The sequence below is a fragment of the Adlercreutzia wanghongyangiae genome, from assembly GCF_035989245.1.
GTDB classification, from domain to species: Bacteria; Actinomycetota; Coriobacteriia; order Coriobacteriales; family Eggerthellaceae; genus Adlercreutzia; species Adlercreutzia wanghongyangiae.
Genome location: NZ_JAYMFF010000002.1, coordinates 590333 through 611486 on the forward strand (window position 1 = coordinate 590333; position 21154 = coordinate 611486).

18 protein-coding genes are annotated in these 21154 nt (G+C 66.4%); 17 read left to right on the forward strand and 1 reads right to left on the reverse strand.

Annotation, left to right across the window (positions count from 1 at the left end; genetic code table 11):
• The 7 genes from VIN30_RS02625 to VIN30_RS02655 all read left to right on the forward strand — a co-directional run bounded on the left by VIN30_RS02625 (nucleotide 1) and on the right by VIN30_RS02655 (nucleotide 8279).
• The gene (locus tag VIN30_RS02625; protein ID WP_338209053.1) at nucleotides 1-1530 is read left to right on the forward strand and encodes a TrkH family potassium uptake protein; all 1530 of its coding nucleotides are present in this window, start codon (nucleotides 1-3) and stop codon (nucleotides 1528-1530) included.
• Nucleotides 1527-2504 carry a hypothetical protein gene (locus tag VIN30_RS02630; RefSeq protein ID WP_338209056.1) on the forward strand — a complete coding sequence of 326 codons (978 nt, stop codon included), beginning with the start codon at nucleotides 1527-1529 and terminating at the stop codon, nucleotides 2502-2504. The genes VIN30_RS02625 and VIN30_RS02630 overlap by 4 nt, the downstream gene beginning before the upstream one ends.
• On the forward strand, nucleotides 2504-3529 hold the full coding sequence (gene rsgA / locus VIN30_RS02635; protein ID WP_338209058.1) for a ribosome small subunit-dependent GTPase A: 1026 nt from the start codon (nucleotides 2504-2506) through the stop codon (nucleotides 3527-3529). The genes VIN30_RS02630 and rsgA overlap by 1 nt, the downstream gene beginning before the upstream one ends.
• A 32-nt stretch (nucleotides 3530-3561) precedes the next feature.
• The gene (locus tag VIN30_RS02640; RefSeq protein ID WP_338209060.1) at nucleotides 3562-4926 is read left to right on the forward strand and encodes a glycosyltransferase; all 1365 of its coding nucleotides are present in this window, start codon (nucleotides 3562-3564) and stop codon (nucleotides 4924-4926) included.
• Nucleotides 4927-4935: 9 nt separating this feature from the next.
• Nucleotides 4936-5793, forward strand: a complete 858-nt coding sequence (locus VIN30_RS02645) for a sulfite exporter TauE/SafE family protein (RefSeq protein ID WP_338209062.1) — start codon at nucleotides 4936-4938, stop codon at nucleotides 5791-5793.
• Nucleotides 5794-5856: 63 nt separating this feature from the next.
• Nucleotides 5857-7296: a histidine kinase gene (locus VIN30_RS02650; protein ID WP_338209064.1), complete on the forward strand. Its 1440-nt coding sequence runs from the start codon at nucleotides 5857-5859 to the stop codon at nucleotides 7294-7296.
• A gap of 122 nt (nucleotides 7297-7418) precedes the next feature.
• Complete coding sequence (locus tag VIN30_RS02655) at nucleotides 7419-8279, forward strand: hypothetical protein (protein ID WP_338209066.1); 861 nt, start codon at nucleotides 7419-7421, stop codon at nucleotides 8277-8279.
• 171 nt (nucleotides 8280-8450) lie between these two features.
• On the opposite strand, the gene VIN30_RS02660 is transcribed toward VIN30_RS02655, so the two are convergent.
• Complete coding sequence (locus tag VIN30_RS02660) at nucleotides 8451-9290, reverse strand: deoxyribonuclease IV (protein WP_338209068.1); 840 nt, start codon at nucleotides 9288-9290, stop codon at nucleotides 8451-8453.
• A gap of 377 nt (nucleotides 9291-9667) precedes the next feature.
• Here VIN30_RS02660 and VIN30_RS02665 point away from each other — a divergent pair, with 377 nt between their 5' ends.
• The 10 genes from VIN30_RS02665 to VIN30_RS02710 all read left to right on the forward strand — a co-directional run bounded on the left by VIN30_RS02665 (nucleotide 9668) and on the right by VIN30_RS02710 (nucleotide 20900).
• Nucleotides 9668-12088: a serine/threonine-protein kinase gene (locus VIN30_RS02665; RefSeq protein WP_338209070.1), complete on the forward strand. Its 2421-nt coding sequence runs from the start codon at nucleotides 9668-9670 to the stop codon at nucleotides 12086-12088.
• Nucleotides 12089-12230: 142 nt separating this feature from the next.
• The gene (locus tag VIN30_RS02670) at nucleotides 12231-12422 is read left to right on the forward strand and encodes a DUF6724 family protein (RefSeq protein ID WP_326424057.1); all 192 of its coding nucleotides are present in this window, start codon (nucleotides 12231-12233) and stop codon (nucleotides 12420-12422) included.
• 114 nt (nucleotides 12423-12536) lie between these two features.
• A complete protein-coding gene (gene serS, locus VIN30_RS02675) occupies nucleotides 12537-13832 on the forward strand; it encodes a serine--tRNA ligase (protein ID WP_338209072.1) in 1296 nt (431 codons plus the stop codon).
• Between the two features lie 7 nt (nucleotides 13833-13839).
• Entirely contained in the window at nucleotides 13840-15105 is a 1266-nt protein-coding gene (locus VIN30_RS02680) for a hypothetical protein (RefSeq protein WP_338209073.1), read from the forward strand.
• Entirely contained in the window at nucleotides 15102-15506 is a 405-nt protein-coding gene (locus VIN30_RS02685) for a cyanophycin synthetase family protein (RefSeq protein ID WP_338209074.1), read from the forward strand. Before VIN30_RS02680 ends, VIN30_RS02685 begins: the two co-directional genes overlap by 4 nt.
• 2 nt (nucleotides 15507-15508) lie before the next feature.
• On the forward strand, nucleotides 15509-16945 hold the full coding sequence (locus VIN30_RS02690; protein ID WP_338209075.1) for an aminotransferase-like domain-containing protein: 1437 nt from the start codon (nucleotides 15509-15511) through the stop codon (nucleotides 16943-16945).
• Between the two features lie 292 nt (nucleotides 16946-17237).
• Nucleotides 17238-18242, forward strand: a complete 1005-nt coding sequence (locus tag VIN30_RS02695) for a D-alanine--D-alanine ligase family protein (protein WP_326424052.1) — start codon at nucleotides 17238-17240, stop codon at nucleotides 18240-18242.
• Between the two features lie 402 nt (nucleotides 18243-18644).
• Complete coding sequence (locus VIN30_RS02700; protein ID WP_338209076.1) at nucleotides 18645-19184, forward strand: YtxH domain-containing protein; 540 nt, start codon at nucleotides 18645-18647, stop codon at nucleotides 19182-19184.
• 3 nt (nucleotides 19185-19187) lie between these two features.
• Complete coding sequence (locus tag VIN30_RS02705; RefSeq protein WP_326424050.1) at nucleotides 19188-20006, forward strand: PRC-barrel domain-containing protein; 819 nt, start codon at nucleotides 19188-19190, stop codon at nucleotides 20004-20006.
• A 114-nt stretch (nucleotides 20007-20120) separates the two neighbouring features.
• A complete protein-coding gene (locus VIN30_RS02710) occupies nucleotides 20121-20900 on the forward strand; it encodes a TVP38/TMEM64 family protein (protein WP_338209077.1) in 780 nt (259 codons plus the stop codon).
• The last annotated feature ends 254 nt before the right edge of the window (nucleotides 20901-21154 follow it).

Consider the following 21154-nt stretch of genomic DNA (forward strand, 5'->3'; position numbering starts at 1 on the left):
ATGTGGTTGCGCTTCACACTGTACGACCTGCGGGTCATCGGGCATTACCTGGGTACGTTGGTGCTGTTCTTCGCGGTGCTGATGTTAGTGCCCCTGGCCACGGCCCTCGTCTTCCATGAATGGGAGCCGGCGTCGCGTTACCTGGTGGCCGTGGGCATTACCATGGTGGCCGGCTGCGCCCTGCGCTTTCTGCGTATCGAGCCCGGGCGCCTGTCGCGTCGCCAGGCCCTGGCGGTAACGGGCTTCGCCTGGGTGGTGCTGGCGCTGTTCGCCTCCATTCCGCTGTACTTCTCGGGACATTACGCCACGTATCTGGACGCCGTGTTCGACGGCGTGTCGGGGCTCACCACCACCGGTGCCTCGGTCATCGTCGATTTGGACCACCTGTCCTACGCCGACAACATGTTCCGCTTCGCCATGCACGCCCTGGGCGGCTTGGGCCTTATCGTGGTGGCCCTGTCGTTCGGGCTGTTCGGCCGCGGGGGCGGCGCGTCGCTGTTCTCGTCGGAGGGCCGCAGCGAGCACGTGGTGCCCAACGTAGTGCAGACGACCCAGTTCATCGCCCGCATCACCCTGATCATCGTGTCCATTGCCACGGTGGTCATCATGGGGCTGTGCCTGGTGCTGGGCATGGAGCCGGCTCGCGCGTTCCTGAACGCCCTGTGGGTGGCGCTGTCGGCCTTCCTTACCGGCGGTTTCACGCCCATGCAGCTGTCCATCATGTACTACCACTCGTTCCCGCTGGAATGCATCCTCATGGTGCTGATGATTCTGGGCTCGGTGAGCTTCGTGCTGTACGCCGAGGTGTGGAAGGGCAACGTGGGCGCCTTTTTCAAGGACATCGAGACCAAGACCATGGTGCTGTGGATTGCCGTGATGGCCTTCGTGTTCGCGGCTACGCTGTCGTCGTGGGCGCTGTTCGACGACATGCTGGCGCTGTTGCGCCGCGGTCTGTTCATGATCATCTCGGCGTTCACCACCACGGGCTTCCAGGTGGTCACCACCAACCAGATCACCACCGTGTTCTCCAACGGGGCGTTCCTTACCCTGGCCTTCATCATGGCCGTGGGCGGCAGCTCGGGTTCCACGGCTGGCGGCATCAAGTTCTCGCGCATCGGTCTCATTTTCAAGTCCATCGTGGCGAACGTGAAGGAGGCGCTGGCGCCCGATTCGGCTCGCGTGGTGGTGTCCTACGACCATCTGGGTCGGCGCGTGCTGACGCCCGATATCGTGAAAGAAGCCATGACGGTGTTCATCTTGTATGTGATCACCTACGTCATCGGCGCGCTGGTGGGCATCGCCCACGGCGGCGAGGCCATCCCGGCCATCTTCGAGTCGGTGGCCATGACTTCCAACGGCGGCATTACCACCTCCATGGCGCATCCGGGCATGGCGCCCACGCTGGAGCTGTTCTACATTCTGCAGATGTGGGCGGGCCGTCTTGAGTTCGTCACGCTGCTGGCCCTGATCGTGGAGGTGTGCGCCTCGGTGGTGCCGCGCCGGAAGGGGCCGAAGGTGAAGCGCTCGTGAAGGCAGGGAAAACGCAGAGACGTCGCCTGATGCGGGCGGCGACGGCCGTGGGATGCGCCGGCGTGCTGGCGCTGGGTCTGGGCCTGGGCGCAGGTGCGGCGCCGGCCGGCTCGGGCGTCGCGGCTGGCGGGACGGATGCGTCGAGCGCGGCGACGGCCGCGGGTGCGCCCTGGAGCGGCCCGGCTCAGGCGTGGGCCGACAACCCCACCAACGAAGCTGTGCCCACCGACGATACCGGTGTGGTGGACCCCTCGGCCGGCAAGGACGACCAGCAGTCTCCCGGCGCAGGCGGGCAGCCGGGGCAGGGGGGCGACGCGGCCGCGGGACAGCCGGGCGATCAGCAGCCGCCGACCCTGGAAGAGGGTGCCGACGGCACACCGCCCGATGACGCCGAGGAGGCGCCGTCCGAAGGCGAGGACGGCGAGAGTGCGGCCGCCATGCCCAAGCCCATCATTCCCGACCCGGTGTTCGGCTCGGGTGTGAACCCCGACAACCTGGTGAATCCCCAGCAGAAGCCCGACAGCTCGTTTATCTACGACACGTCCATCAGCGCCCTGCAGGACGCCGATTCCTACCTGAACAACCAAACGGTGCAGGTGACCGGCGAGGTGGTGGGCGACCGCATCAAGGCCGAGTTCGATCCGGGCTATTGCTGGATCGTGCTGCAGTCCAACGACAACTCCTACGCCGAGGTGCCGGTGTTCATTTCCGTGGACGCCACCTTGCCCATCGATATGTACGGCTCCTACGGCCGCAAGGGCACCACGCTGCAGGTGCGCGGTATCTTCCATCTGTCGTGCTCCGACCACGAGGGTCTCACCGACCTGCATGCCGACACGGTCACGGCGGTGGAGAAGGGCTCGGTGACCCAGCAGACGCTGGATCCGGCCGCCTTTGCGCCCGGTGCGGTGCTGGTGGGCGTGGGCTTGGTGATGCTGCTGGTGTTCCGCCACATGAGGGAGGGACGTCGCTGATGGCCGATGCGTTGCGTACGGGCGAGGTGGTGAAGCTGGACCGGGGCTATCCCCTGGTGCGCTTCCCCGACGGCGAGCGCTTGCGCTGCGAGCACGCCACGGCCCTGGTGAAAGGCCACGACCAGCGCGCCGTCATCGGCGATGTGGTGTCGGTGTCGGTGCCTGATGCCCACGACAAGGGCGTGATCGAGGCCATTGCCCCGCGCAGCCGCGAATTCGTGAGGAAGGACCCCACCGAGCGAGCCGTGCCCCAGGTGCTGGCGGCGAACTTCCAGCGCGTGATCGTGGCCCAACCGGTGGGCGAGGTGAACCTGCGCCGTCTGGAGCGTGAACTGGTGCTGGCCTTCGAAACGGGCGCCGAGGTGACCGTGGTGCTGACCAAGGCCGACCTGGCCGCCAGCGAGGCCGACACCGAATCCGTCGTGCAGGCCGTGCGCGCGCTGGCCGGGCCCGACACGCCGGTGCTGCTGGTGTCCGAGGCCGACCCGTCGTCGGTGGAGGCCGTGCGGCGCCTGCTGGCCCCCGGCACTACCACGGTGTTGATCGGTCGGTCGGGAGTGGGGAAGTCGAGTCTGGTGAACATGCTGGTGGGCGCCGAGGTGCTGGATGTGGGCGCCGTGCGCGAGGGCGACGGCAAGGGTCGCCACACCACGGTGAGCCGCGAGATCGTGGAGGTGCCGGGTGCGGGCCGCATCGTGGACATGCCCGGCGTACGCGGCTTGGGTCTGTGGGATGCCGATGCGGGCATCGAGGCCGCCTTCTCCGACATCGAGGAGCTGGCTGCATCGTGCCGCTTCCGCGACTGCACCCACGAGGCGGAGCCGGGGTGCGCGGTGCGGGCCGCTGTGGAGTTGGGCGCGCTGCCCCGGGCCCGCTACGATTCCTACCAGGCCCTGCGCCAGGAGGCGGGCGTGGTGAAGGAGCGCCGCGAGCAGGCGCGCCGCCTGGCCCGCGAGAAGGTGAGCGACACCAAACGCCAGCGCAAGGGGGCATCTCCGCCGCCCCGTCGCAAACGCCGCAGTTAAGCTATCGCCAATCCTTGTCAGGAAGGAAGTTCATGAATCCCGTTGTCATCATTCCCACCTTCATCTACCCGCGTCGCCATCGCGGCGGTTCCGATGTGGTGACGGCCTACGACCATCCCACCGCGCCCAACCAGCCGGGCGAGTTGGGGCGCTGCCTGGAATCGCTGGCGAAGGTGGAGGGCCTGGGGTTGGTGGTCATCCTGGTGTCGGCCGACATGTCCATTGAGGCCCAGGCGGCCGAGAAGGTGCAGGCCGTGGCCAGCGCGCACCCCGAGGTGACCACGCTCGTCATCGGCGCGCCCGAGTTGGCGCTGATCGAGCAGCGCATGGCCCAGCTGAACATCGAGCGCCTGAACAAGGAGATCGGCCTGGCGGGCTACGGCGCCATTCGCAACCTGGGGTTGGTGGTGGCCAACGTGCTGGGCTTCGACGCGGCGGTGTTCCTGGACGACGACGAGGTGGTGGACGATCCCGCGTTTCTGCAGAAGGCCATGTACGGCCTGGGCAAGCTGACGCGCCAGGGCGTGCCCATCGTGGCCAAGACCGGCTATTATCTGAACGACCAGGGCTCCTATCTGTCGAAGTGGGAGGACAAGTGGTACAACCGCTTCTGGCAGCAGGGCCGCGCTTTCAACGAGTGGATCACCAAGGCCATGCGGGGGCCGCGCCTGTCGCGCTCGAACCACGTGTGCGGCGGCTGCCTGGCCATTCACAAGGAGGCGTTCCGCCGTCTGGCCTTCGACCCGTGGATTGCCCGCGGCGAAGACTTGGACTACATGCTGAACCTGCGCATGTACGGCTCGGACATCTGGTTCGACAACCAGTGGGTGCTGCGCCATCTGCCGCCCGATTCTCCCAGCGAGGGCATGCGTTTCCGCCAGGACATCTTCCGCTGGCTGTACGAGTACCGCAAGCTGGAGTACAGCCGCGCCCTCATTGATTTGCAGCAGGTGAAACCGGCCTCGTTGGAGCCCTATCCCGGGCCGTTTTTGGAGCCGGGCCTGCGCCGCCGCATTCGTCTGACGGCGTGGCTGCGCAGCTTCGGGCGCCCCGACAAGCGCGCCTACCGCCAGGCTGCCAAGGCCGCCACGGGCGTGGCGAGCGCCTATGCCGAGGCCAACTGCGCGAAGTACTTCGAGTTCCAGTACGTGTGGCCCGAGGCCATGAAGCGCTTGGAATCCGACCAGCTGCTGTCCAGCGCTCTGGTGCGCTCCAGTATGCTGCGCGTGCAGGATGTGGAAGAGGAGGCCGCGGGGGCGCCCGCGCCCGAGGCGGCCGCGGTTGCGGGTGCCGCCGTTGCTGCGGGCGCATCGGCCCCCGTGCCCATGCCTGGTGTGCCGCACCCCTCTATCGACCCGGGTGCCACCACGCAGATTCGCCTGGATATGGCTGAGTAGGGGCGCGGCATGGAGGCAACGGTCGTTCTGTTCGCGGTGTCGCTGGTCGTCGGCCTGGTGGTGGGCGTGCTGGCGGGGCTTTTGGGCGTGGGCGGCGGCATGCTGCTGGTGCCGGCGTTCAAGCTGGGCTATGCTATGGACTCTCTCATGTGCACGGCCACCTCGCTGTTCACTATTATTCCCACGTCGGTTTCCGGCGCCATCTCCCATGTGCGCAACAAGACCTGCCTGCCGAAGTTGGGCGTGGCGGCGGGTGTGGGGGGTGCCTGTCTGTCGCCGGTGGGCGTGTGGCTGGCCACCCTGTCGCCCGACTGGTGTGTTATGGGCGCGGCGGCTCTCATCATCGGCTACTCGGCCATCACCATGTTCCGCAAGGCCCTGAAGGCGCCGAAGACGAGAAAGGCCGCGGCGGGTGCGGCATCTGCCGCGACAACCGCCGCCGAGCGCGCCGCCGCCATCGAGCGCGCCCACCGCGAGGCGCCCGCCATCGGCTGGCGCGAGGTGGCCATCGGCTTCGCCATCGGGCTGGGGGCCGGTTTGGCCTCGGGCTATGTGGGCGTGGGCGGCGGCTTCATCATGGTGCCGCTGATGATGTCCATCCTGCGCGTGCCCATGAAGCTTACCTCGGGCACGTCGCTGATCGCCGTGATGATTCTGGCGGTGCCGGGCGTTGTCACCCAGGCGCTGCTGGGCAACATCAACTGGGTGGCCGGCATTGCCGTGGCCTGCGGGTCCATTCCCGGGGCGGCCCTGGGCGCCAAGCTCATTCCCAAGGTGCCCGAGCGGCAGCTGCGCTTCCTGTTCGCCGGCTTTCTGGTGGTGGCGGCCGCGCTTTTGGTGGTGAACCAGCTGGGCCTGTGGGGTTAGGCGCGCCGGCGTTCCGGTTTGCTATACTGGCGTCAACAAGCTGAGCGATTGGAGGCGGGCGCCATGGCAACCCACGAACCCCAGAGCGCATGGACGCGCGGCATGGGCATTCCCAAGTTCAACCAGGAAATGCTGGCGGTTACCATCGCCGCTATCGCCGCCATTACGCTGGTGTGGGCCTTCCTGATGCCCGAGGCTCCGGTGCCCGTGCTGGGCGCGGCCGGCGTGGTGTTCACCGTTTCGGTGGTGGTCATCCGGCTGATGATGGATCCCGATTCTGTGCGCGCCCTGCAGTCGGACGCCATGCTGCAGCTGGCGTCGTCGATGATCGACTCCATGGGCGAGGGCCTGACCGAGAAGGCGGCCCGCGAGGTGTGCGAGCTGCTGCTGCCGAACACCTCGGCGGTGGCCGTGGCCATCACCGACTGCGAGTTCGTGCTGGGCTACGCCGGCTACCGCGAGGCCGACAACCCCGCGGGCATCCGCATTCGCACGTCGGCCACGCAGCAGGCCCTGAAGGAGGGAGAGACGCTGGTGCTGCTGGCGCCCGAGGCCATCGGCCTGCCGGAGCCAGAGCGGGAGGGCCGCATCAAGGCTGCCATCGTGGAGCCTCTGTGGGTAGGCGATCGCGTGGAGGGCACCCTGAAGTTCTACTACCGCAACGCGAACAAGATCACTGAGACCCAGCGTTCCATTGCCCACGGGTTCGCCCAGCTGCTTTCCACCCAGATGGCCGCCGTGGAAATGGAAACCCAGCGCAAGCTGGCCACCGCCATGGAGCTGAAGATGCTGCAGACGCAGATCAACCCCCATTTCCTGTTCAACACCATTAACACTATCGCCTCGTTCATCCGCACCGATCCCATGAAGGCCCGCGAGCTGCTGCGCGAGTTCGCGAAGTTCTACCGCCGCACGCTGGAAGACTCCACCGAGCGCATCACCTTGGCCCGCGAGCTGGAGCAGGTTGAACGGTACTTCAACTTCGAGCTGGCCCGCTTCGGCGACGAGCGGCTGGCCCTGCGGCTCGCCGCCGCACCCGACCTGAAGATCATGATGGTGCCGCCGTTTCTGGTGCAGCCGCTGGTGGAGAACGCCATCAAGCACGCGATGCCCTCGGAAGGCCAGCTGGTCATCACCGTGGAGGCTTTCGCCGATGGCGACGACGTGGTTATCGTGGTGGGCGACAACGGCGTGGGCATGAACGCGGAAACGTGCGCCAACATCACCCAGGTGGAATCGTCCACGGGGCTGGGCATTGCCGTGAAGAACGTGCACGACCGCATGATCGGCTTCTTCGGGCCCGACGCGCAGATGGTGTACACCAGCGAGTTGGGGGTGGGCACCCAGGTGACGCTGCGTTGCCCGGGCTGCGCCAAGGAGACGGTGCCGACTCCCGAGGAGTCGTGCGAGGCGGCCCCGGAGGACGAGGCCGCCAGGGCCGCTGCGCGCAACGAAGCCACGGTGGCCGAGTTGACCGAGCTGGTGGCTCAGGTGGCGGAGTAACTTGCCCGCCGAACTTTCTGCCCTTCGAGCAGGTAAGCGCGGGTTTTTCGTATCGACAACAACGGTGGGGTCGTATATCATCCCAGTAACTATGGAATTGCCTGATGCTGTGAGGGGTCTTCGTGTTTGAGTTCTTGTCGTCGCCGTTTGGTCTGGTCGCCGTGGGCCTGGGCGTTTTGGCGGTAGCCGTGCTGGCGCTGTGCCTGTGGATCACCACGCTCGACCGCCGCATGCGCGGCATGGCCGACGGCCTGGAGGCCGAGCGGCGCAAGGTGGCCGAGATGCAGATGGTCATCGGGCGCCGCAACAACGCGGCTCGCAGCTACGGCAATCGTGCGGCGCGCGCCCCGCAGGCGGCCCCGGGTGCTGCGGCGGGCGTGCCCATGGGCGCTGCGGCGCCCATGCCGCGCCAGGCGCCGCCCGCTGCAGCGCGTCCCATGCCCCCGATGGGCGCTCCGGGTGCCGCGCCCGCGCCGCGTCCGGCACCGGCACCGGCCTCCGCTGGCGCCGGTGCCGCAGCTCGCGCCGCCGCCCCGACTGCGGGGCGGGCTCCCCAGGGCGTGTCGCGCCGCCGTGGAGGCGGCTGGGCTCCCGACGAGCCCATGGTGGCCTCCGAGCAGTTGGCCGAGGCTTGGGTGCAGAGCGGCGGCTTCGGTCAGCAGCCCATCGTCGTGCCCGATAAGAAGATGTCGCGCAAGGCCCGTCGCGAGGCCGAGCGCGCGTTCGCGGCCCGGGCGGCTGCCGAGCTGGAGGCCCGTCAGGCTCGCCGCGCTGCCGAATCGGGCATCGCGCCGAACCGTCCCGCTCCCCAGCAGGGCATTCGCCCCTACGGGGGCCCGGCGGCCCCCTCGCGTGGCACCCATGCCCCGGCGCCGGTGCCGGGCGCTCGCCCGGTGCCCCGCGGCGGCAGCGGATTCCCCGACCAATACGGGGCCTCGGCGCCCGGAGCCGGCGCCGCAGGTCGCGGCCGCCACGCACGCTAACGGCTTTCCATCAACGGGGCCGCCGACGCAACGTCGGCGGCCCCGTTTACGTTGCGCTGCTGTCCTGGGACGCGGATGCCACGCTCGCTAACGGCTTGTACGTAACGGGGCCGCTGGCACCTTGTCGGCGCCCCCGCTCGCGTTATGCGTGCCCGTTCTGCGACGCGGATGCTATTTTCCCGTGTAAGCGGCCTGGAAGCGGGCCACGTCACGCTCGTAGATAACCAGCGTGCTGTCGGGCTCTTCCACATAGAAGGGCACGCCGGCCAGCTTCGGATGGTTTACCAGGGCCGCCAGGGCATCGAAGCCGATCGTGCCCTCGCCGATGCGCGCATGGCGGTCAACGTGGCTGCCGCGGTTGTGGGTGGCATCGTTCAGATGCACGGCGCGCAGCTTGTCCAGGCCGATGGCGTCATCGAATTGACTCAGCACGCCGTCCAGATCGTTCACGATATCGTAGCCCTCGGCCCACACGGCGGCGCAGTCGAAGCACACGCCCACGTGGTCGGCCAGCTTCACCTGGTCGATGATGGCGGCCAGCTGCTGGAAGCTGGTGCCCACCTGGGTGCCCTCGCCGGCCATGGTGTCCAGCAGCACCGTTGTCTTCTGGCTGGGGGCGATCACCTTGTTCAGGGCGTCGGCCACCTCGGCCAGCCCCTCTTCCACGTCGATATTCAGGCGGCTGCCCGGGCGCACCAGATACAGCGTGCCATCCAGTTCGGCCAGCTGGGCCAGGTCTTCTGCATACACCATGCACGCGAAGTCGTGCTCGTTCATCTTGGAAGTGGCCGGGTCGGTGTCGTAGGGTGCGTAGGCCAGCACATCGTGAACGCCGTGCTCTTGGCAGAAGGCCCGGTAGGCCTGCGCGTCCTTTTCGTCCAGGGTCGCCTGCTCGCTGCCGCGCGGGCTGCGGGTGAAGTATTGGAAAGTGTTCGCATTGATGGACGCCGCTTCCTGGGCCATTTCCAAATAGCCGCGGCGTTTCGAGAGATGGCAACCGATGGTGAGCATAAGAGGAGTCCTTTCGATGTTTGACATATGAGAGGTGCATTTCTGGTCACGAAATCGACTTTTGTGCACTTCGGACACCAAAAATCATAGTTCAAGGGGCGACGAACCCGTTTACTCGGACACATTCCTTCATGTTTCCGTTGATTTGCCTGCGCAAGAAGCCCTTGGGGTCATGGATCGTGCACAAAAGTCGATTTCGTGACCAAAAAAGGCGGCTTGTCGTGTCGGGGGCGGCGGTTTTGCTTTCTGCTGCGATTGCCTTGCGGCGAACGGCATGCACGGCGCCGACAGGTGGTCGCGCGGGAGCCGTCCCGATGGTAGAATGGCCCCACCTCAGAAAACGCAGCCCAAACGAAGACGGAAGAGGTTTCTGCCCTATGGCTTCCTCCCAGCTTATTCTCGATCGATATCGCGTGGTCGGCCAGGCCGGTGCCGGCGGCTATGGCACGGTGGTTCACGCCTTCGACACCCATTTGAAGCGCGATGTGGCCATCAAGTGCATCGAATTGTCGGAAGACGAGGTGGCTCGCGCGCGCCTGGTGGCCCTAGAGGCCCGCATGGCGGCCGATTTGGAAGGGGAAGGCGCACCGTCCGCTTCCCCCATCGGTGCTTCGGGGCGCGTCAGCGCGTCTGCTGTCGATACGCCTCCAGCATTTCCCTCCGATCCTGCGTTCCTGCGTGGTGTGGATGCGCGCCGCGGTCGCGCAGGTCGGGCCGGCAGCACGTCGCGCGCAGCCGAGGAGGTGCCTCCGTGGGAGGATGCGGCTGACGAGGGGGATGCACCGCTCGTACCCTGGGGCACGAGCACGGCGGGCTTCGCGCCCGGCGCGCCCGGCCCCGCATCCGGCGCAGGCTTGGGCGCCCAAGCGGCGCCACGCAAGACGCGCCATGCCCCCGAGGCCGCGGCGCCCTTTGTGGAGGTGCAGGACGGCGCGCCCTTAAGCGACGTGATCGACGAGGCCGCCGTGGACGTGCGTCATCTGCGTGGCATCCGCCCCTCGCGCACCATCGACGGAGCTACCGAGCGTCGGCGCCGCCGGGGCGGCCATCGCACGATGCGCGCCGAGACTGCTGCCGCCAGTGCGCCGGCGGTATCCCAGGCGGTATCGGCCCCGGTGTCGGCTGCAGTGGACGAGCCCGACGACACCGATCTGTTCGAGCACATTCCCGGCCTGGAAGAGGCCCGCTCGGTGGCGAAGCTGTCCGATGCCAACATCGTCACGGTGTACGACTGCGCCGTGGAGGATTCCACGGCCTACGTGATCATGGAGTACATCGAGGGCAAAACCTTGGCCCAGATCATCGACGAGATCGACGACAACATCACGCTGGACATCGTGGCGGCGGTGTTCACGGCTGTGTCCCACGCTTTGGAGGTGGCCCACGGCGAGAATACCCTGCATCTGGACATCAAGCCCGAGAACGTCATCGTGAACTCCAAGGGCGTGGCGAAGGTGACCGACTTCGGCCTGGCGGCCCTGATGGACGCTTCCGGCTCGGGCACTACCGGCGGTGGCACCATCGGCTACATGCCTCTGGAGCAGATGCGCAGCGAGCCTTTGGATGTGCGCACCGACGAGTGGGCCCTGGCCAGCCTCACCTACGAGATGCTCACGGGGTCGAACCCGTTTTTCGCCCCCACGCTCAGCGCCGCGGCCGACCTTATCGAAGATGCCGAGCTGGTGCTGCCGTCGCTGTGCTGGGACGAGCTGGAGGCCGAGGCCGACGACGTGATGTTCATGGCGCTCGACCCCGACATGGATGAGCGCTACGCCACCGTCACCGAGTTCTCCGAGGCGCTGCTGCCTCTTTTGGGTAACGCGAAGAAGGGCAAGCGCGCCTTGGCCGACATCGTGAAGGGCGTGGACTTGCCCGAGGCCGATCCTGAGCCGGAACGGGCCTACGAGACGCTGCCCCCGCTGGTGGACCGTTTGGGGCTGCGGGGAGCCGCTATCGTGGCGCGGGTGGTGAGCGCCTTGGCCGTGGCCCTGCTGACGGCTGTGGGCCTGGCGAACATCCACCTGCACGCCGGCTCGCCTGGCGGCATCTTCGACGACGCCACGGTGGTGGGCTGGGTGCTGACCGGCGTGTTCGCCGGTGTGGCGGCCGTGCGCCCCAACATCGGCATGTTGTTCGGCTATGCCGCATTGGCGGCGGGCCTGGCCGGGGCCGGGGCATGGGTGCTCACCTTGCTTCTGGCCGTTGTGGTGGGTGTGTGGTGGTACTGGGTGGGCCGGCGCGGCACGTCCCAGGCTGTGGTGGCCTTACTGCAGCCGCTGTGCGGCGCGGTGGGTTTTGCGGCCGTATCGCCGATCAGCGCCGGGGTGCTGCTGCCGGTTATCCAGTCGGCGTTGACGGCCGCCTTCGCCTTCGTGGTGGCTCTTATCATGGGCGGCTGCGGTTCGTTGGATGCGATGAGCTGGGATGCCCTGGCGCACTTTAGCTTTGGCGACAATCCCCAGGCCGGCTGCATGGCCCTTATCTCGCAGGGCGGCACCTGGGTGATCGGCATCAGCTGGGTGCTGGCGGCGGCCGCCTACAGCCTGGCGTGCGTGCGTGGCACCAAGGCCTTCGACATGGGCGGTGCCGTGGCGGCCGCGGTGGTGCTTATCGTGGGCGTGTGCGCGGCGGCCCATCTGACGAACTTCGGCGGTTCGTGGCTGCCCGAGCCCATGGCGCTTCTGGGCGCGCTCGTTCCCGGCGTGCTGGGCATCGTGGCTGCGGCCATGAACCTTCCCGACCGCGCGCGCTGGGCCGAGGAGGAATGGTACCTGGACGAAGATATGCCCGCCGCATAGCCGACGATTTCAATGCTCGTATGGGAAATGGAGTTTGCGTTTCCCGGGGCGCATCATAGTATACTGGCAGGCACCACGTGAAACGAACTTCCCGCCATCGCCTGCGAGGGCGGTGCGTTCCGAAGAAGACAGGACGCGATCTATGAATATCGAAGAGCTGTACCATTTCCTGTTCGAAACAATGCCGGGCATCGGCATTCTGGTGGGCGGCGGCCTTGTCATCAGCATCATCGTATGTCTGATTTTGGAACGCAAGACGCGCAAGCAGTTCAAGAACCACGAGAAGACCGAGGACGACTGGTCGCTGTTCGACGACGATGACGAGCAGGAGTAGCTCCGCGTCATGTCGTCCGTGCCCTGAGCACTCTTTACGAAGATGTCGGCCCGCCTTTGCGGGCCGGTGCTATACTGATCGAACGCAAAACGCACGATTCTGAGGAGCGCCCCTATGCTGGATGTCAAATATGTACGCGAGCACCTTGACGAGGTGGCCGAGGCCATGAAGCAGCGCCATGCGCATTTCGACCCCGAGCAGTTCAGCGCCCTTGACGTGCAGCGCCGCGAGCTCATTGCCGAAGAGGAGGCCCTGCAGGCCGAGCGCAACCGCATCTCCAAGGAGATCGGCGCGCTGATGGGTCAGGGAAAGAAGGACGAGGCCGAAGCCGCCAAGGAGCAGGTGCGCCAGATCAACGAGAAGCTGGAGGCAACCAGCACGGCTCGCACCGCGGCCGACGACGCTCTGACCTCCTTGCTGATGAGCGTGCCGAACCTGTGCGACGCCTCCACGCCGGTGGGCGAGGACGAGGACGACAATCCCGAGGTGCGCCGCTGGGGCACTCCGCGCGATTTCGCCGCCGAGGGCTTCGAGGCCCAGGCGCACTGGGATTTGGGCCCTGCCCTGAACATCATCGATTTCGAGCGCGGCGTGAAGCTGGCCGAGAGCCGCTTCTACGTGCTGGGCGGCGCCGGCGCCCGCCTGGAGCGCGCGCTCATCTCCTTCATGCTCGATCAGCACACCGCCCGCGGCTACAAGGAATGGTGGGTGCCGGCCATGGCCAACGCCACTACGCTCACGGGCACCGGCCAGCTGCCGAAGTTCGAGGAGGACCTCTTCCACACCACCGAGGGGCTCTACCTCATCCCCACGGCCGAGGTGCAGCTGACGAACCTGCACGCCGGGGAAGTGCTCGACGCCGACCAGCTGCCGCTGCACTACTGCGCCTTCACCCCGTGCTTCCGCGAAGAGGCCGGAAGCGCGGGCCGCGACACCCGTGGCATCATTCGCGTGCACCAGTTCTCCAAGGTGGAGATGGTGAAGTTCGCCACGCCCGAGACCGGGTTTGCCGAGCTGGAGTCCATGGTGGAAGACGCCGAGAACATCCTGCAGCAACTGAAGCTGCCCTATCGCGTCATCAGTCTGTGCACGGGCGACATCGGGTTCTCCTCCGCGAAGACCTACGACGTGGAGGTGTGGCTGCCCAGCTACAACGCCTACAAGGAAATCTCCTCGTGCAGCTGCTGCACCGACTTCCAGGCCCGTCGCGCGAACATCAAGTACCGCGATCCGGCCAACTTCAAGGGCAGCCGCTTCCTGTACACGCTGAACGGCTCTGGTTTGGCCGTGGGCCGCACCATGGCCGCGGTGATCGAGAACTACCAGAACCCCGATGGGACCATCACGGTGCCCGAGGTGCTGGTGCCCTACATGGGCGGCAAGACGGTGATCGGACCGGAAGAGGTCTAAGGCTCTCATGGACGATCAGTCGCGTGAGCTGGGGCTGAACAACCCCCGACGTCGCGCTCAGCAGCAACGGGCGGCTCAGGCGGCTGCCGGCCGCGGGGCGGATGGACGGCCTGCCGGCGCTCCGGTCGCCCCCATGTCGGCCTCCGCCGGGGCGGTGCGCGGGGAAGCGGTCACGGTTCCCGTGGGCGCTTCCCGCGGTGTTGCAGCGGGAGCGTCGGGTGCTGTGCCGCCGGCATCGGTGCCGGCTGGTACGGCTGCTGCCGATACTGCCGGCAATGCCGGTTCCTCGAAGGATGGGGCCCCCGGCGTTAGTGGGTCGGAGGCCGATGCCGCCACGACGACGGCTCCCGATACCTCCGCCGCTGCCGACGCGGCGGGCGAGGCCTCGGCCGACGGGGAGGCCGATGCCGGGAAAGCCGACGGCGACGAGGCGGCCGATCCTGTTGATCCCGCCGATGCTTCGCGTCGCCCCACGGTGCGTGCCGCACGGGCCGCGGTCCGTCCCACGGCCAAGAAGCCCCGCTGGACCCGGGGCAAGATCGCAGCGCTTTCCGTGGCCGCCGTGCTGGCGGTGCTTGCGGTGGCCCTTATGGCTGGCTTCGGCTGGCTGCGTTGGCTTTCCGCCGACGACGCCGCCGACGTGCGCGGCACCTGGTACCTGGCGGGCACGGCCACGCCCATCATCATCACCGAGGATCGCATCCATCTCACTGAGGATGTTTCCTATCGGTACACGTTGGACACCCACGACAAGACCATCCAGTTCTCCTTCGGCGACCTGTCAGGGTCGGGGCGCTATCGTTTCTCTCTCGATCGCGACGAACTGGCCCTGGTGGACGGCGCGTTCAGCGGCGGTGACACCTTGAGCGACGACATCGGCTGGACCATTCACGCGCTTTGGGAGAATCTGCTGGGAGGGCGCCTGGCTCCGGCTGAAAAGTCGGGTAAGGGGGTCACCCTGCTGTCGCGCACGCCGACGGCCACGGTGCCCAGCCTGCCCGACGAGGACGGCGACGATGCCCCCGCCGCTGCCAACGACGCTTCCTCCGACGATGGATCTCAGGTGATCGAGGACGATACGCTGGGCGATTTGGCCGGAACCCTGCCGGCCGACGACGCGATGTCCGCGCCTGATGACAAGCCCGCCGACGCTGCCCCGGCTGACGACGCGGCCACGGCTGCCGAGGACGCAAGCGGGGAAGACGACGCCGGCACTGCCGATGATGCTGGCGACGCGGCTGCCGACACCGCCACTGCGGACGAGACCGCGTGAGCCTGCTGGCCGTAGAGCGCATCGCCTTCGAGCGCGATCGCATGGTGCTGCTCGTGCGCGTGCCGGGCGGAGCGCAGGCTCATTTGGGGCCTGATGCCGCTGCGCGCCTGCGCGAGGCGCGCCCCTTCCTGGCCGGCCACGCCTGTCTGAACGCCGAGGGCGCCCCCTTCGGTGCTATTCTCGAGCGCACTTCGCTGCCCCACGTGTTGGAGCATCTGGTTATCGACTTTCAGGCCGAGGCCACGGCCGACCACCGCTCGGCGACAACTTTTGTCGGTACAACGGAATGGCTGAACGAGCGCGAGGGACTGGCTCGCGTTGCAGTAAACTTTACCGATGATCTCATCGCTCTGGCGGCCCTGAAGGCCGCTTGCGCGCTTATGGAAGGGATGGTGGAATAGCCATGTCATCAGCTCACATCACCTTCGACACCACCGGCGACAAGATCGCTCGCCGCGTGCGCAAGATGCGCCCCTCGGCCGTGCGCAACCTGTTCGCCGCCGCAACGCGCGACGATGTTATCTCGCTGTCGGGCGGCATGCCCGCCGTGTCGCTTCTGCCCGCCGAGGATATCCGCCGTGCCACTCTGGCCGCCATTGAGGAGCCGTCCGCGCGTGCCGTCTCGCTGCAGTACGGCCCCACCGATGGCCTGGCCGGCCTGCGTGCCGTGCTGGCCGACATGATGCGCGATCTGGGTATCCGCGTGAAGCCGGAGCAGGTGCTCGTGACCACCGGCGCCCAAGAGGCCTTAAGCCTCATCGCCGAGGCCTTCATTGATCCCGACGACATCATCATCACCGAGGGCCCCACCTACCTGGGCGCGTTGCAAGCCTTCTCGGCCTTCGAGCCCGATGTGCGCGCCATCCCCTTCGACGATGAGGGCATGCGCATGGACTTACTAGAAGCCGAGCTTAAGCGCATCGGCAAGGGCAATCCGCGCCTGAAATTCTGCTACACCATCCCGAATTTCCAGAATCCCGGTGGCGTCACCATGTCGGCCGATCGCCGTCGCCGCCTGCTGGAACTGGCCCACGAGTACGATTTCCTGCTGGTGGAGGACGACCCCTACGGCCGCTTGCGCTACGACGGCGGCCACCAGGTGCCCCTGAAGGCCATGGACGATTCGGTTATCTACCTGGGCACTATCTCGAAGATGCTGGGGCCGGGGCTGCGCACCGGCTGGGTGGCCGCGCCCGAAGCGGTGCTCGCCCGCATCAACCTGGTGAAGCAGGGGGCCGATCTGTGCGGCAGCGCCTTCGACCAGCTGGTGGTGCAGCACTACTTCTCTGACATTCCCTGGCAGAAAACGCTGCAGAAGTTCATCGGCGTGTACAAGGAGCGTCGCGACGCCATGCTGGCGGCCCTGGAGGAATACTTCCCGCCCGAGGCCACCTGGACCCATCCCGAGGGCGGTATGTTTCTGTGGATCACGCTGCCCGACTATATGGATACCGATTCGATGCTTGCCGAGGCGTTGGAGTCGGGCGTAACCTATGTGCCAGGGAACTCCTTTTTCCCCGATGGCGTGACCGGCAAGAACTCCATGCGCGTGAACTTCAGCTTCGAAACGCCTGAGTCCATTACCGAGGCTATCCGCCGCTTGGCCGGGGTTATCGAGGAGCGCCTGGAGCTGTACCGCGTGTTCATCAATGCCGGCGCGCTGCCGGGCTACGGAAAGGAGGCCGTCATGGCCGAGAACGAGCGCGAGAACTGGAACGATGTACTGGTGGCGTCCGAGGAGAACGAGGAAGCGGTGATGCAGGCTCGTGACGGCGACGCCGCTCAGATTGATATCGCCGAGCAGAAAGTGGAAGCTGCGGAGGAGAAAGCAGCCGAGTAGCATCGACCGACCAGCGGGGCCCCGGGGTATACCCCGCGGCCGTGCGGACGCGGCTGTCGCGGGTGGGCGGCCTCAAGGCCGCCCCTACGGAGGGTCGGCTGTGAGAGCGAATCGGGTGGGAACCCGCTTCCGATTCCATTTGTAGGGGCGGGCTTCAGTCCGCCCGCAAGCGTGCCGTCGTGTCTGGCTCGTGACAGCGGCCAAATCGGAATACCCCGCAGCCGCGCCCTGCCGTGTATCGTCCTGGGCGAGCGAAGCGAGTCGAAGGATCTTAACAACGAAGGAGACGTGTATGAAAGTAGCAGTGCTCATGGGGGGTAAGTCCTTCGAGCGTGAGGTGTCGCTGGCATCGGGCAAGGTGGTGTGCGCGGCGCTGGAAGAGGCGGGCCATAAGGTGGTGCCCCTGGACACCAACGCCGATTTGGTGCCCACGTTGCGCAGTGAGCGGCCCGATGTGGTGTACAACGCCCTGCACGGCAAGCACGGCGAGGACGGCACCATCCAGAGTCTGCTGGAGTTCGTCGGCCTGCCCTTCGTGGGGTCGCCGGCCAGCGTGTGCCACCGCGCGTGGAACAAGGACGCCCTGCATTCCTCGCTGGAGAAGTACCGCGACATCACCGGCGAAGAGGGCATTGCTTCTTGGCCCCAGGGCGTGTACCTGTCGCGTGACGCCTTCAAGGACATGGGTGCTGCCACGGCGCTCGACCTGGTGGCCGAGCGCGTGATCGGCGGGTACCCGGTGTGCGTGAAGCCGGCCCACGGCGGCAGTGCGTTGGGCGTGCACAAGGTGAAGTCCCAGGACGAGTTGGGCGAGGCGGTGCTGGATGCGCTTTCCTTCGACGACGCCGTGAACATCGAGCAGTGGATCGACGGTGTGGAGGTTTCGGTGGCCATCCTCGGCACGGGCTGGGATGCCTACGCCCTGCCGCCGGTGGAGATCGTGGCCCGCAAGGGCGAGTTCTTCGATGCCGCGGCTCGCATGGCCGACGACGCCGTGGAATTCTTCTGTCCGGTGCGGTCGGCGTCGTTGTCTCCCGACGAGGCCACGGCCCATGCCATCCGCGCCGAGATAGAGCGGGCGGCCCTGGAAGTGTATCGCGCCTATGGCGCGCGCGACTTGGGACGCGTTGACCTCGTGTGGGACGGAGGGGCGGCCCGCTGTTTCGAGCTGGACGTGTCCCCGGGCATGACGCCGCACTCGCTGTTCCCCATGGCTTGCGACGCCGCCGGGCTCACGCTGCCCAAGGTGTTGGACAGCCTGGTGGTGGAGGCCTTCGCTCGCGGCGCCAAGTTCTAGGGACGTTTACCGAGGCAATCTCGCGCGACCCCGTTTGGCCCCGTGCGGTCCCGCTCGGCCCCGCGTAGCCTCGTGCGGCCCTGCTCGGCTTCGACTGCTTTTTAGGCGCGATTTCCGGATTTTCACCTCCTGAGGACGCAAAAGGTGTGGAAATCTGGAAATCGCGCCATTTTTGGGCCTTTCGCAAAGGTTTTGGTGTGGAAAACTGGAAATCGAGGCTGTTTTTCGCTCGAGCCGTGGCGACGGAGCCAGCAGGGTGAGTTTTTCTGTGAGAGTTTTGCTTATCGATGATGTTTGACAGCTTGTTTACCGTAAGGTGAGAAGCGGGTTTTCGCGGTCCCGTTGGATGCGCGGCACCCTATAATGAGCGGACTTGATAACCTGTCGATAAAGGAGGCAGTCATGGCCAACAAGTTTGGAATGTTTCTGATCGGTGGCGTTGTGGGCGCTGTTGCGGCCCTCTTGGCCGCTCCGCGTACGGGCGTGGAAACCCGCGCCATGGTGGCCGATAAGGCCAACGATATTCTGGGTGACGCCCAGCAGTGGGGTGGTCAGGCCGCGGCCGGCGCCCAGCACATCTACCAGGAGGCCGCCAGCAAGGGCGCCGAAGTGGTGAACAGTGTGACCGCCAAGGGCCAGGAGATCGCCTCCGAGGCCGCCGCGCGCGGCGCTGATGTGGCCGCATCCATCCAGGAGGCCGCCAGCAACATTTCCCCCACCATCAATGAGAAGGGCGACGAGCTGCGCGAGAAGATCGAGGCCGCCCGCCAGCGCATTGCCGACCAGGTGAGCAAGAACGCCGGCGAGGATGCCGACGCCATGTCCGACGCCGTCGAGGACGTGAAGGACGCCGCCGCTGATGCGGGCGAGGCCGTGAAGACCGCTGCCCACGAGGCGAAGGACGCTGTGGATGCGGCCGCCGACCAGAAGGACGATAAGTAGATCATGGCCAAGCGTTACGGCACCACTGGCGAACTTGTCGGCAAGCGCGTGCTGCGCGACAAGAGCACGCCCAAGAAGCCCGAGGCTGTGGGACGGCTGGGAAAGGTGCGCCACTGCGTGTTCCATCCCAGCCAGCGCCGCTTCGTCGGCTTCATCGTGAAGCGTCCCGACCTGCTGTGGATGTTCCGTCGCAAGGACGTGTTCGTGGCCTATAACGGCTACGACGTGGTGGACGGGCGCATCGTGGTGCTGAAGAGCCCCTCCGCAACCGACAAGGGAGCCTGCCAGGCCTTGGGCGTGAACTACGACGATTGCGTGCTGTGGGCCGATCTGCCTGTCATCGGCGAGGACGGCACCGTGTACGGCAATGTGGGCGACGTGTCCTTCGACCCGAAGACCGGCGAGGTGCGCTCGCTGACGGTCACCCAGGGAGCCACGGCCAACGCGCTGCTGGGCGTGCGCGAGATTCCCGGATCGATGATTCGCGGGTTCAAGCGCGGCATCGGCACGGCGTTGGCCGTGAATGGGGAGGCCAACGAGGAAAATCCGATGCTCGGCGCCATCTTGGTGTCCGACGAGGTAGCGCAGCTGGATGCCGAGGGCGGTTTGGCCGCGAAGGCCGGCGAGGCCACAGCGGTGGTGGCCGAGCGCGCCCGCGAGACCGTGGACGCCGTGAAGCCGGCAGTTTCCACGGCTACGAAGGCCGCGGGCAAGGCCGTGAATGCCGGGGCCTATGCCACGGGCCGCCAGATCAAGCGTGCCAGCGGCATGTTCTCCGCCTTCAAGGAGGAGTACGACAAGGCCCGCAAAGACGACGACTAGTCGCGCCGCCGGCCGATACCCGTCGCCGAGCCGACGACTTACAATTTCGTCATCAAGGTAAAGAGTTTCCGAAGAGCGCCCTGATGCCTGGGGCGCTCCGTTACACTGGAGCCCATGAGCACACGAGACAACAACCGCCCCAAATCCGAGCGCCTTCAGAAGCTGGAGGCCAAGGCCCACGAGGAGAAGTCTGTCGCCGGGCACGAGATGCCCGCGGCCGACATCTTCAAGTTCGCGGGGCTCATCGCCTTCTTCGTCATCATGATCGTGGTGGTCGTGGCCGTGTGGCCCATGATCCACGAGCTGTTCGAGCCCGGCGGGGTCGATCGCGTCACCTCCGACATTCGCAATGCCGGCCCGTGGGGCTTCCTCATTCTGCTGGCCATTCAGTTCCTGCAGATCGTGGTGGCCTTCATTCCCGGCGAGGTGGTGCAGGTGGCCGCCGGCATGATCTACGGCCCCTGGGTGGGCGCGCTTATCATCTGGCTCGGCTGCATCATTTCCAGCTCGTTCATCTTCGTGCTCGTGCACAAGCTGGGTGCTCCCTTCGTGCAGGCCATGGTGCCTGAAAAGTACATGGGGAAGTTCCGCGAATGGGAGAGCTCCGATAAGTTCAACGTCATCGTGTTCATCCTGTTCCTCATTCCCGGTCTGCCCAAGGACGTGTTCACCTACGTTACGCCGCTCACGCATATGACCATGCGGAACTTCGTGCTCATCTCGAATTTCGCGCGCATTCCCGGCATTGTGCTTTCCACCTACGCGGCCGCCGGCCTGGTGTCGGGCAACATCGTGGAATCGATCGCCATCTTCGCGGTGACCGCCGTGGTGGCCGTGGTGGCCCTGGTGGTGTACAGCCGCCTCACCAAGAAATCCGCCACGTCCAAGAAGTAGTCTCCAGCGCCTTGACGTTGTCTCGGTTTCAAAGGCCCCAAAGGTCAAATGCCCTCCTCGGTAGACGCGCGGGCCCCGCACATGCTACGTGCGGGGCCCGCTTTTGGGAGGGAAGGATAGAGTGATGTTTAGGCGTCGGCGCCGTCCCAGTTGTCAAGGGAGGAGGCATGGCGTCCAGCGATGCGGCCCCAGGTCATGTTCTCGGAGTTGTTGCCGCCGGTGATGCCGTAGCTATGGGCTTGGAAGTTGCCAAA